Source organism: Kitasatospora sp. NPDC059327, from assembly GCF_042752535.1.
Taxonomy (GTDB): Bacteria; Actinomycetota; Actinomycetes; order Streptomycetales; family Streptomycetaceae; genus Kitasatospora.
On the sequence record NZ_JBHYYB010000045.1, the window covers coordinates 58,303 to 70,196 of the forward strand.

10 protein-coding genes are annotated in these 11,894 nt (G+C 74.8%); 5 read left to right on the forward strand and 5 right to left on the reverse strand.

Annotation, left to right across the window (positions count from 1 at the left end; all coding sequences use genetic code 11):
* The first annotated feature begins 65 nt into the window (after nucleotides 1-65).
* The 4 genes from ACFXHB_RS25545 (at nucleotide 66) to ACFXHB_RS25560 (ending at nucleotide 3,538) form a co-directional block, all read left to right on the forward strand.
* Complete coding sequence (locus ACFXHB_RS25545; protein WP_380576946.1) at nucleotides 66-980, forward strand: LysR family transcriptional regulator; 915 nt, start codon at nucleotides 66-68, stop codon at nucleotides 978-980.
* A gap of 144 nt (nucleotides 981-1,124) precedes the next feature.
* The gene (locus ACFXHB_RS25550) at nucleotides 1,125-1,691 is read left to right on the forward strand and encodes a cysteine dioxygenase (protein WP_380576947.1); all 567 of its coding nucleotides are present in this window, start codon (nucleotides 1,125-1,127) and stop codon (nucleotides 1,689-1,691) included.
* 13 nt (nucleotides 1,692-1,704) lie between these two features.
* Complete coding sequence (locus ACFXHB_RS25555; RefSeq protein WP_380576960.1) at nucleotides 1,705-2,742, forward strand: YeiH family protein; 1,038 nt, start codon at nucleotides 1,705-1,707, stop codon at nucleotides 2,740-2,742.
* Nucleotides 2,743-2,827: 85 nt separating this feature from the next.
* On the forward strand, nucleotides 2,828-3,538 hold the full coding sequence (locus ACFXHB_RS25560) for a spermidine synthase (protein ID WP_380576948.1): 711 nt from the start codon (nucleotides 2,828-2,830) through the stop codon (nucleotides 3,536-3,538).
* A 31-nt stretch (nucleotides 3,539-3,569) separates the two neighbouring features.
* On the opposite strand, the gene ACFXHB_RS25565 is transcribed toward ACFXHB_RS25560, so the two are convergent.
* From ACFXHB_RS25565 to ACFXHB_RS25580, 4 genes are all read right to left on the reverse strand, one after another.
* On the reverse strand, nucleotides 3,570-5,840 hold the full coding sequence (locus ACFXHB_RS25565) for a glycosyl hydrolase family 18 protein (protein ID WP_380576949.1): 2,271 nt from the start codon (nucleotides 5,838-5,840) through the stop codon (nucleotides 3,570-3,572).
* Nucleotides 5,841-6,251: 411 nt separating this feature from the next.
* The gene (locus ACFXHB_RS25570) at nucleotides 6,252-8,231 is read right to left on the reverse strand and encodes a hypothetical protein (protein ID WP_380576950.1); all 1,980 of its coding nucleotides are present in this window, start codon (nucleotides 8,229-8,231) and stop codon (nucleotides 6,252-6,254) included.
* A gap of 132 nt (nucleotides 8,232-8,363) precedes the next feature.
* Complete coding sequence (locus tag ACFXHB_RS25575) at nucleotides 8,364-9,299, reverse strand: TetR/AcrR family transcriptional regulator (RefSeq protein ID WP_380576951.1); 936 nt, start codon at nucleotides 9,297-9,299, stop codon at nucleotides 8,364-8,366.
* Between the two features lie 76 nt (nucleotides 9,300-9,375).
* The gene (locus ACFXHB_RS25580; RefSeq protein ID WP_380576952.1) at nucleotides 9,376-9,885 is read right to left on the reverse strand and encodes an NUDIX hydrolase; all 510 of its coding nucleotides are present in this window, start codon (nucleotides 9,883-9,885) and stop codon (nucleotides 9,376-9,378) included.
* 75 nt (nucleotides 9,886-9,960) lie between these two features.
* On the opposite strand from ACFXHB_RS25580, the gene ACFXHB_RS25585 reads away from it, so the two are divergent.
* Nucleotides 9,961-11,184 (forward strand): serine hydrolase domain-containing protein, encoded by a 1,224-nt coding sequence (locus ACFXHB_RS25585; RefSeq protein ID WP_380576953.1) that lies wholly within the window; start codon nucleotides 9,961-9,963, stop codon nucleotides 11,182-11,184.
* Nucleotides 11,185-11,226: 42 nt separating this feature from the next.
* On the opposite strand, the gene ACFXHB_RS25590 is transcribed toward ACFXHB_RS25585, so the two are convergent.
* Nucleotides 11,227-11,550 carry a nuclear transport factor 2 family protein gene (locus ACFXHB_RS25590; RefSeq protein ID WP_380576954.1) on the reverse strand — a complete coding sequence of 108 codons (324 nt, stop codon included), beginning with the start codon at nucleotides 11,548-11,550 and terminating at the stop codon, nucleotides 11,227-11,229.
* Nucleotides 11,551-11,894: the final 344 nt, after the last annotated feature.

Below are 11,894 nucleotides of genomic sequence, written 5' to 3' on the forward strand. Positions count from 1 at the left end.
CTCCGACAACTCCAAAGTCTGCTTATGATTCCTTCGGACCAGGGGAGCGGGCAGGTGGAGGGGCAGTGGAGCCGGTATTCGACTCGCGGCACATCAGGACCTTCCACGAGGTCGTCCGGGCCGGCTCCTACTCGGCCGCCGCCCGCGAACTCGGCTACACCCAGCCCGCCATCACCCAGCAGATGAAGGCACTGGAGCGGTCCGTCGGTGTGCCGCTGTTCACCCGGGCCGGGCGCGGGCTGCGCCTCACCGAGGCCGGCGAGGCCCTCTCCCGGCACGCCGAGCTGATCCTCGGCAGCCTCGCCGCCGCGCAGCAGCAGCTCGGCGCGCTCGCCCGGCTGCGCGCCGGGAGGGTCCGGGTCTGCGCGTTCCCGAGCGCCAACGCGACCCTGATACCCCAGGCGATGGCCCGGCTGCTCGCCGAACACCCCGCGGTCCGGGTCGAACTGCTGGAGGCCGAACCGCCCGACTCCGTGCAGCGGCTGCTGCGCGGCGAGTGCGACATCGCGCTGGCCTTCCGCTACCCGGGCGCCCCCGTCGAGCTGCCGCCCGAACTGGACGAGATCCCGCTGATGGAGGACCTGCTCACCGTACTGCTGCCGGTCGGCCACCCGCTCGGTCGCCGGCACGCCGTCCGGCTCGCCGACCTCGACGGCGAGCGCTGGATCGCCGGCTGCCCGCGCTGCCGGGCCAATCTGCTGCACGTCTGCGCGGAGGAGGGCTTCGCGCCCGACATCGTCTTCTCCACCGACGACAACCTCGCGGTGCAGAGCCTGGTCGCCGCCGGGGTCGGGATCGCGCTGATGCCCGCGCTGGTGCTCTCCTTCATGTGCCACCGCAAGGTCACCGGCCGGGCCGTCGAGCCGCACCTGCGCCGCCAGGTGAGCGCGTACGTGCTCCGCGAGCACCGCCGGATCCCGGCCACCGCGCTGGTGCTGGACAACCTGCGGTCCGCGGCCGCGGCCAGGGTGGGCTGCTGACCGGTGTCCTGCCCGGGGGGCGTTGACCGGCGCCCCCGGGGGGCGGGGCAGGTCGTTGATCCGCGGCGACCCATAAGCGGGGGTTGGGAAAGACGAACGAACCCTCCTTGGACGTGATGGGTCGTCCGGGTCGAACCTGCTGCCATGACACCCTCAGCCACGGTCGGCGGCGACCGGCTCACCGAGCGAATGACCGCCCTGGTCGGCGAGATCCGCGCGGTCGTGGACCGCGGCCTGCCGCCGGAACTCACCGCCTACCTGGTCGGCGAGCGGCTCGCCCCGCACCTGGGGAACTCCGACCTGCTCACCGACGCGCAGTGCGAGGGCGATCCGGAGCGCTACCGCCAGCACGTCCTGCACGCCGAGGCCGACGGCGGCTTCTCCGTCGTGGCGCTGGTCTGGCTGCCCGGCCAGCAGACCCCGATCCACGACCACGTCTCCTGGTGCGTGGCCGGCGTCCACCAGGGCCAGGAGAGCGAGACCCGCTACCGGCTGGTCTCCGACGGGCGCACCGCCCACCTCGTGGAGACCGACCACGTGGTCGGACCGGCCGGTAGCGTCGCCGCCTTCGCCCCGCCCGGCGACATCCACCTGGTCCGCAACGCCTGTTCCGCCACCGCCATCTCGATCCACGTCTACGGCGCCGACGTCGCCCGGCTGGGCACCAGCATCCGGCGGGTCTACCGGCTGCCCGCCGACGACCGGCGGTGAGCGCGCCGTGGCACTGATCCTCCGGGACCGGCACGTCCGCACCCGCGCCCTGCCCCCGCTCGGCGGGGACGCCCCGGGGCTGCTGCTCGCCGCACTCGGCGTGGTCGCGGCGCTCGCCGTGCACGCGGCGGTCCCCGCCGTGCCCAAGCTGACCGCGGCCGTGGTGCTCGGGATGGCCGCCGCCCACCTGCCCGGGCTGCGGCCGGTGGTCCGCGGCGTGGCCCGGCCCGGCCTCTCGATGGCCGGGCGACGGCTGATGCGGCTCGGCATCGTCCTGCTCGGGCTCAAGCTCGGCCTCGACGATGTACTCGGCCTCGGCTGGGCCACCGTCGCCATGGTGATCGCCGTCGTGGCCGCCACGTTCGCCGGCACCCTCTGGCTCGGGCGCCGGCTCGGCCTGCCCGGCGACCAGCCGCTGCTCGTCGCCACCGGGTACTCGATCTGCGGGGCCTCGGCGATCGGCGCGGTCAGCCAGGCGGCCGGCAGTGAGGAGGAGGACGTCGCCGCCTCCGTCGCGCTGGTCACCCTCTGCGGCACCCTGGCGATCGCCGTCCTCCCGCTGCTCCACCAGCCGCTCGGGCTCGGCGACGCCGAGTTCGGGCGCTGGGTCGGCGCCAGCGTGCACGACGTCGGGCAGGTGGTCGCCACCGCGCAGACCGGCGGCGCGGGAGCGCTGCGCGAGGCGGTGCTGGTCAAGCTGATGCGGGTGGTGCTGCTGGCGCCGCTGGTCGCCGGGGTCGCCGTCGCGGTGCGCCGGGCCCGCCGGGACGCCCCGGCGGCCGCCGGCAAGCGACCGCCGATCGTGCCGCTCTTCGTGGCCGGCTTCCTCGCGATGATCGCGTTGCGGACCACCGGCGTCCTGCCCGACCGCGCGCTCACCCTGGCCGGGGACGCGCAGGAGCTGCTGCTGGCTGCCGCGCTGTTCGGTCTCGGCAGTGCGGTGCACCTGCCCACCCTGCTGCGCACCGGCGGGCGGATCGCCCTGCTGGGCCTGGCCTCCTGGGTGATGGTCGCCGGTGTCAGCTACGCGGGGGTGCTGATCACGACGTGACCGGCCCGGCCGGCACCTCCGCTATTGTCGGGCGGGTACGCGTTCGCCGGGTCGTTCCGTACCCGAACCTGGGAGGAAGCGCCGCATGTCCACCGCACTGCCCGAACGGGACGGCCACGAGGCCGTCGTCACGCTCGACCGGCGGGAGGGCCCGTTCGGCGAGGTGGTGCTGCGCCGGCGCGGAGGGCACTTCGAGATCATCGCCAACGGCTGTTTCCTGATGGACACCGCCGACGGCCGCTCCGAGCGGCTGCTGATCCAGGCGGCGCTGGACGAGCTGGACCGCACCGGCGCGGCGGTGGAGCGGCCCTCGGTGCTGATCGGCGGGCTCGGCGTCGGCTTCTCGCTGGCGTACGCGGTGGCGCAGGCGCGCTGGGGCCGGATCGCGATCGTCGAGCGCGAGAACGCGATCATCGACTGGCACCGGAGCGGACCGCTCGGCGCCTTCTCCGCCGGTGCGCTGGACGACGAGCGGGTGGCGGTGTTCCACACCGACCTGCTGGAGTACCTGGCGGCCGCGGACGGCGAGCGCTACCACGCGCTCTGCCTGGACATCGACAACGGTCCGGACTGGACGGTCACCGACTCCAACGCCGGACTCTACGGCGCCGACGGGCTGGCCGTGCTCCGGCACCGGCTGCTGCCGGGCGGGGTGCTGGCGGTCTGGAGCGCGCAGCCCTCCTCGGACTTCGAGGAGGCGCTGCGCGCGGCGGGCTTCTCGGACGTGGTCACCCACGAGATCGAGGTGGCCCGGGGTGTGCCGGACGTGGTGCACCTGGCCCGCCGCGCCGACTGAGCGGCTCGCCGGGCCAGGCCGGGCCCGCGGTCTACTTCAGGCCGTTGTCCACCGCGGCCATCAGCTCGCCGTTGGGGGTGTCCCCGTCGAAGGCCCAGATCATCGCGCCGGCCAGCCCCTGGGACTTGATCCAGGCGGTCTTGCGGGCGATCTCGATCGGGTCGTCGTAGGTGTAGAAGACCGACCCGTTGTAGATGTAGGCGTGGCCGGCGACCGGGTCCCGGTAGATGGTGTAACCACCGCCGGTCGCCATCTGCTTGAGCTTCTTGTAGTCCTCGAACCCGGCCTCGTAGGTCCCCGGGCCGGGGCCCGTGGCCGACTGGAACAGGCCGTTGGTGGTACCGCGCGGCACACCCGTCCAGCCGCGCCCGTAGAACGGGATGCCCAGCGTCAGCTTGCTCTTCGGGGCGCCGCCGTTGACGTAGGCGCCGATGGCGATCTCGGAGCTGAACTGGCGGTCCGGGGTGCTCGGGTCACCGGCCGCGAGCTTGATGGCGGACTGCTGGTTGGTGCTCATCTCCCAGCCGCCGTGGTAGTCGTAGCCCTGGATGGTGGCGAAGTCGAAGGCGCCGAACAGGCCGGGGATGTCGATGCCCGCGGTGATCTTCGCCGGGTCGGCCGGGAGGAAGGCGCTCAGGGTGTAGTGCTTGCCGGTGGTGGTGCCGAGCGCGTCCAGCTGACGGCGGAACTCCTGCGCCAGCAGGGTGTAGTTGGCCTTGTCGGTGGGCCGGAAGATGTTCCCGTCGTGGCCGCCGGAGGCCGGCCACTCCCAGTCGAGGTCGATGCCGTCGAAGATGCCCGCCGCGCTGCCCGCGCCGCCGCGGCCGTCGATGACCGGCAGGTTGCCCTTGATGTACATGTCGATGCAGGAGCTGACCAGCGCCTTGCGGGAGGCGTCGGTGGCGGCCGCGTCGGAGAACCACTTGCTGTACGACCAACCGCCCAGCGAGATCTGGATCTTGAGGTTGGGGTACTTGGCCTTGAGCTGCTTCAACTGGTTGAAGTTGCCGGCCAGCTTCTGGTCCCAGGTGTCCGTGGTGCCGGCCACCGAGCTGCCCGCGTCCCAGCCCTTGCCGAAGTCGGCCCAGGCGTCACCGGCGCCGTCACCCGCGTTCGGGTCGTTGTCCGGCCCGGCCGCCTTGTTGGTGATGAAGCACTGCTTGGTGGTCGGGTGGATGTTGGCGAAGGCGTAGTTGAGCGTGGTGAGGCGGCCGGCCGAGCCGGAGGTGTCGAGCTGCTTCACGCTGTAGCCGCGGGCGTAGATGCTCCACTGGGTGAAGTAGCCGATCTTCAGCGCGCCGGGGTTGCTGCCGCCGGGCTGGGTCTTGCCGGTCACCGCGTTCGAGGCCGGGGAGACGTTGCCGGCCGCGTCGCGGGCCTTGACCGTGAAGGTGTACGAGGTGTCCGGTGCCAGGTTGCCCACGGTGGCCGAGGTGACGGTGACGGTCGCGGCGAGTCCGGTGCCGTTGTAGACGTCATAGGCGGTGACACCGACGTTGTCGGTGCTGGCCCCCCAGGTGAGCGAGACGCTGTTGGCGTCCGAGCCGGTGACGAGCGGGGTGCCGGGGGTGCTCGGGGCCTGCTTGTCCGGGTCGGTCGGCGGCTTGGTGGTCGCGCTCACCGGTCCGGCGGCGGCCGAGCGGTTGCCCGCCGCGTCGAAGGCCTGGACGGTGAACTGGTAGGCGGTGCCGGCGGTCAGGCCCTGGACGGTGACGCCGGTGGCGGTGCCGTCCGTGGTGGCCACCTTGGTGGTGCCCTGGTACACGTCGTACCCGGTGACCGCGACGTTGTCGGTGCTCGCGGTCCAGGACAGGTCGACCGTGGTCTGGGTGGTGGTGCCGGCCTGGAGGCTGCCCGGCACGCTCGGCGCGGTCTGGTCCCCGCCGGTGCCGTCGCAGGGCTGGCCGTTCAGCTTGCAGTTGAGCAGCGGCTTGTAGGCACCCGAATAGGCGATGTTGAAACCGAAGTTGTAGGTGCCGCCGGGCGGGAGGTTGGCGGCCCAGCCGGGGTTCTTCACCGTGACGTGCGAACTCGCCGTCGTGTAGGTCGCGTTCCAGAGCGAGGCGACGGTGTTCGCGGCCGGCAGGTCGAACTCCAGGGTCCAACCGGTCAGGGGGGCGCTGGATCCGTTGGTGACGGTGTAGCTGCCCTCGTAGCCGCTGCCCCAGTCGCTGCCCTTGGTGAAGGTCGCCGTGGCGGAGCCGGCGGCGTGGGCGGCGGTGCTGGGCAGGGAGACGGCGAGCAGGGGGACGAGCAGGGTCCCGGCCGCCAGCAGGGGCAGCTTGATCCGACGTCTGCGCATGGATGTGGCTCCTGTCCTGGGGCCTCCGAGCAGGCCGGAGCGCCCCGTTACCTGTGGGGAGGTGTCAGGTGCGTGGAGCTGCGTGCGGGAGCTCCGGGCCGTTGGGGCGGCGCGGAACCGGAGCCCTCGGCCGTCGGGGTGCCGTGAGGATCCTGTGCTCCCCGAGAGTAGGGAGCCGGTCGGCAACTGGCAATAGGTCTGTACCAGTTGACGGTTGTGGACATGGCAGGACGTGCCGCCCGGCCCGGGCCGGGCGGGCCCGCGGACCCGGGCCGACCTGCCGGGACGGGGCGCGACGACACCGGGCGGCCGCCCCTGCTCGGGGCGGCCGCCCGGTGCGGCGGTCCGGCTTCGGGTGCGGGCTGCGGTGGTCGGGCTTCGGCGGTCCGGCTTCGGGTGCGGGCGAGGTGCTCAGCCGAAGGGGCTGGTCTCCGGCGCGGCGGTCGGCGCGGCCTCGGGGGCGGCGGGGGCGAGGGTGTCGGGCGGCAGGGGGGCGAAGGGGTTGAAGTCCGGCGGCGGGACCATCACGGGCGTGCCCTTGGGCCGGCGGTCCAGGTCGTCCGTCGCGTCCTCGGCCACCGGGTCGGCGGTCGGCAGGGTGACGGTCGGCGCGGGGACGGCCGGCGGGGCCGCGGGCGGCGGCGGTACCGGCGCGGCCTGCTGCGGGAGGGTGGTGCCGAACGGGTCGCGCGGCTGGTCGACCGTCACCGTGCCGAACGGGTCGACGGCCTGGACGGCGGTCGGCGCGGCCTCGGGGGCGGCGGGGGCGAGGGTGTCGGGCGGCAGGGGGGCGAAGGGGTCGAAGTCCGGCGGCGGGACCATCACGGGTGTGCCCTTGGGCCGGCGCTCGGCGGCCTCCGCCGCGTCCGGCACGGTGGTGTCGGTGAACGTCGAGGCCTGCGGCGCGAAGGGGTCGAAGTCCGGCGGCGGGACCATCACGGGTGTGCCCTTGGGCCGGCGCTCGGCGGCCTCCGGGCTGTCGTCCGGGACCAGGAGCGGTTCGGCGGGCGTCGGGTCGGCGACCGGGGCGAAGGGGTTGAAGTCGGCCGGGGGGATCCGGACCGGAGTGCCGCGCAGGTGGACCGGCAGCGGTGTGGCGTCGGCCGGCACGTTCGCGGCGGGCGCCGGTTCGGCGGCGGCGAAGGCCTCGGCCGGTACGCCCCGGGCCGGGGTCGCGGTGGGCGCCGGCGCGAAGGCGCGCGCCGGCGGGGCGAGCTGCCCGGCCACGCCGTCCCAGCCGAACTGCACGCTCTTCAACAGCTCGGCGAACGCCTCCGTGTACACGTTCCAGTCCTGCGGCTGAGCGGTCGTCAGCTGGACGCAGAGCACCGAGACGCCGTCCGGCAGCGGGACGAACGCCTCCACCACCGAGGTGACCGCCCAGCGCCGCCGGCCGTCGGCGGCCAGCGGGCCGGGGACGGGCACACTGCGGGCCTCGACCAGGACGGCGGCCGGGCCGGCCGGCAGCAGGACCGTCCAGACCTCGGCGTGCCGGCGGACGGTGGCCAGTTCGGTGGCGAGCCCGGTGATCGGCAGCGGGTGCCGGGCGAGCGAGATCACCAGGGTGGCGTCGGTCGGGCGGCCGGCCACCTCCAGGGCGCAGACGCCGGCGTAGACCGTGCCCGAGGCGGTGACGGTGTCGGCCAGGCCGGCGGCGATCACCGCGAAGTCGCGGCGCGGCGCCGGACCGGTGCCGCTGAACAGCTCCTCGGCGACCTCGGCCAGATGCGCGGTCAGCTCGGCGGCGGCCGCTCCGGTGGCCGGGTCCAGGCCCTTGGCGGTGACCACACCGTCCGCCGGGCCGGTGGGCACGGTCCGGGCGGAGACGCCGACCGGGCCGCCCGGAGAGGTCAGCGGATGGAAGCCGGGCGGGACGACCAGCCGCACCTCGGCGCCGGCGCCGGTGGCCAGCTCGACCGGCTGCCGGGTCTGCTGCCCGGAGGCGAGCGCCGCCAGCGCGGCGGCGAACGGCGGACGCAGCTCGGGGGCGGCGACCTCGCCGGTCACCGGCAGCCCGAACCGGGCGGCCGAGGGGACACCCCGGTCGGTCACCGCGCCACGCACCGGTCCGCCGCCGTAGCGGGCGAACAGCGCCTCGGCGGTCGGACCGGCCAGCGGGGCGCCGGTGCCCGGGCGGGCCGTCCCGGCGGTGACCACGGTGCCGAGCCGGTCGACGGCGTCGTGCACCGGACCGTTCGGGGCCAGCGGAAGGTTGAACAGTGCCTCGGCCGCCGGGTGGACGCCGGCCCGCAGTGCCGTCAGCGAAGCCGCCGGGTGCCGCGAGGCGTGCTTCTCGAAGAGGGCTTCGGTGAGCGCGCCGAGCGTCGCGGACACCTGCTCCGCCGGGGCGAAGGGATTGGTCTCCGCGCTGAACTGCCCGTCCTGGGTCAACTGATGAGCCCCCCGCTCTGCTGCGTGTGCGTTCGGTGGTTCGACGGGTCCGGGCGCGCCGGTGACCGGCGCGCCGTCAGATCCGTGCACATTCCTATCAGAGGCCGCCGCCGGGGCAGAACCGGCGTCCGGTCAGTTCGGGGGCTCGACCACCAGCGCGGTGACGGCGTCCGCGATGCCGGGGTCGGCGAACAGGGCGGCGAGTTCGCGCACCAGCCGGCCGGTCGGGCCGTCGGGGCGCTCGTCGGCGAAGAAGCCGGCGAGCTCGGCGGCCAGCGCGGGCTCCCGGGCGGCGGTCAGCGTCAGGGCCGCCACGAACTCCTGGACCAGGTGGAGCTGGAGCTCCTCCAGCGGCACCGACCGTTCGCCCAGCCACTCCAGCGAGGTGATCTCGGCGTTGGCGATCCAGGCGCGGACGGTCAGCCGCAGGCCGGGGCTGGGCGAGGGGACCGCCAGATGGGACAGGATCTGGTCGTGCGCGGCTCGCCGGACCTCGTCGATGACCGCCGACGTCCCGGCGCTGGCCGCCACCGAGCCGCCGCGCAGCAGGGCCGCGAAGCCCGGCCCGTGGCTCTGCACGAAGTCCAGGTAGCGGCCCATCACCCGGTACAGCCGCTCGGAGAGCGGGCCGTCGGCCGGTTCCTCGAACCGGCCGGCCAGCTCGCGCCCGGCCCGGCGCAGCGACTCCTCGTACAGCGCCTGCTTGCCGGGGAAGTAGTGGTAGACCAGCGGGCGGGAGGCACCGGCGGCGGCCGCGATGTCGTCGATCGACACCTCCTCGGGCGGGCGCCGGCTGAACAGCTCCAGCGCGACGGCGATCAGCTGCTCGCGCCGCTCGTCCACGCTGAGCCGCCGGCGCGGCCGCTCGCCGCCCTTCCCGGCCGGGACGCCCTCCCCGGCCCGGGTACTCGACTCGGCAGGGGTGCTCGGCTCGGCAGGGGTGCTCGGCTCGGCGGGGGTGTGCTCCCCGGCCCGGGAACTCGGCCCGGCGGGGGCGCCGGCGGTCCGGCCGCCGCTGCGGCCGGTGCGCGGGGAGGTGGGCGCCGCCGACGGCGTACGGGAAGCCATGGGCGTCACCCTATCCGGCCGGGACGGCCGCCGTGGATCTTGCCGGCCGCCGGGTGGCGCCCGGACGGACCGGCCCCTACGCGGCGCGCAGCTCGCGGTAGCGGCGGTAGGCCTCCAGACCGTCCGGGACGAACGCGTCGCGGGCCAGCCGGGCGTCCAGCTCCTCCGGGGTCAGCCAGGCGTGCCAGGCGACCTCGGACTCCTGCGGCTCGACCGGGCCGTCCCACCGGGCCTCGTAGACGTCGCACCACCAGGAGAGCCCCTCCTCCCGGAAGAGGAACTTGAGCAGCGGGCGCGGCTCGATCCCGCTGACCCCGAGCTCCTCCTCGGCCTCCCGGACGGCGGCGCTCGCGTACGTCTCACCGGCGCCGACCACCCCGCCGACGAACATGTCGTGGAAGCCCGGGGCGAACAGCTTGGTGTCGGTGCGCCGGTGCGTGAAGATCCGCCCGGCCCGGTCGCTGACCAGGACGAAGACGCAGCGGTGGGTCAGCCCCCGCTGGTACACCTCCCCGCGCGGGGCGGTCCCGATCACCCGGTCGTGCTCGTCGACGACGTCCAGCAGCTCTTCGGCAGGGTTGGTCATGACGGACAGGTTAGGGTTTCCGGGCCCGGTTCGAACGCGGGCACGACAGAATCCGGACGACTTCGGGGGCGCGCGGTGGTGGAGATCCGGGGCGAGACGGCCGAGGGCTTCGAGCCCGTACGGGAGGCCTTCGCGCGGAACTTCCGTGAGTACGGGGAGCTCGGCGCGGCGTTCTCGCTGTACCTGCGCGGGCGCAAGGTGGTCGACCTGTGGGGCGGCGACGCCCGGCCCGAGGTCGGCGGGCGGCCCGCGCCGGCCGTGCCGTGGACGGCCGACACCGCGCAGGTGCTGCGCTCGGTCACCAAGGGCCTGACCGCCACCACGGCGCTGCTGCTCGCCGAGCGCGGACAGCTCGACCTGGACGCGCCGGTCGTCGCGTACTGGCCGGAGTTCGGGGCGGCGGGCAAGGGCGACGTGCCGGTGCGCTGGCTGCTCTCGCACCAGGCCGGGGTGCCGGCGCTGGACGTGCCGCTGCGGCTGGAGGACGTGCTCACCTGGGAGCGGGCGGTCGCGGCGGTGGCGGCCCAGGCACCCGCCTGGGAGCCCGGCACCGCGCACGGCTACCACCCCTACACGTTCGGCTGGCTGGTCGGCGAGGTGGTCCGCCGGGTGAGCGGGCGCACGGTCGGCCAGTACTTCGCCGAGGAGATCGCCCGGCCGCTCGGCCTCGACCTGTGGATCGGGCTGCCGGCCGGGGTCGCGACCAGGGTCGGCCGGCTGGTGGACCTGCCCGCGCCGGAGGCCGCCCGGAGCGGCCCGAGCGGCTTGCGGCTGCGCCCCAAGCAGGCGGTGCGGGACGCCTACCAGGACCCTGCCTCGCTGACCGCCCGGGCCTTCGCCTCGGTGCGGCCCGGGGTGGACCTCAACGATCCGGCGGTGCAGGCCGCCGAGATCCCCGGCGCGGGAGGGATCGGCACCGCGCGGTCGCTGGCCCGGTTCTACGCGGCGCTCGTCGGCGCGGCCGACCGGCACGGCGGTGCGCCGGGGACGGCGCTGCCGCCGCTGCTGGGACCGGAGGTGCTGGCCCGCGCGGCCGGGCCGGTGGTCAGCGGGCCGGACCGGGTGCTGATCGTCAACTCGACCTTCGGTCTCGGCTTCTTCCGGCACGGCCCGACCGCGCTGATGGCCTCGCCGGCGAGCTTCGGCCACCCGGGCCGGGGCGGCTCGCTCGGCTTCGCCGACCCCGAGCTCGGCCTCGGATTCGGCTACGTCACCAACGGCATGCAGCCTGGGGTGACGGGGGACGTCCGTTCCCGCACGCTGATCGCCGCGGTGCGGGAGTGCCTCGGCCGGGTCTGAGCCCCGGGAGCCGGGGCCGGTGCGCCGCCCCGGCCCGGGCGGTCAGGCCTGGCCGGTCTCGAAGCGGCTGATCCGGTCGTTCTCGACGACGAAGCGCCAGGCGGTGCGCATCTCGCCCCAGGTCTCGTTGCTGTAGTTGGCGACGAGCGCCCGCCCGTGGTCCGACTCGCTCTGCACGTCCATGTGTCCGCGGCTGCTGAAGATCTCGCGGTCGATCCAGTCGTGCAGGTCGCGGTCCGAGCCGTCGTCCGACATGGTCGCGCCCGGGGCGAGCAGCGCGGTGAAGGCCGCCCGGTCGCCCGCGTTGATCGCGGTGACGGCGGCGCGCACGGTGGGGTCGGAGAGCTTGGCGGTGGCGATGGTCATGGACGGCCTCCCGGAGGGTTGGGGTCGGGGTGTCGACCTCCTGTCTATTCCGTCCGCCGGGCGTGTCCGGGAATGTCGGCGGCGCGTCGGAGATTTCCGAGATTGATGTGCTTAGATCCCGATATGGGTGATTTGCGCAACCCAGCGGGCCTGCCCGGTCGGACCTGACGGTCCGGCCGGGCCTGCTCACCCCGGGAGGGGGCCGCGTCGGCGAAGGCGCGGCCGCCCGGTGGGTGAGTGCGGGAGAAACCGCGGCCGACGCCCTGGCGGGCGGCCGGCCGCGGGCCACGGGGAGTGGTTGCCGTGCGGGTGGGCCGGGGGTCCGGGCACCCCCGCCCCCTCTT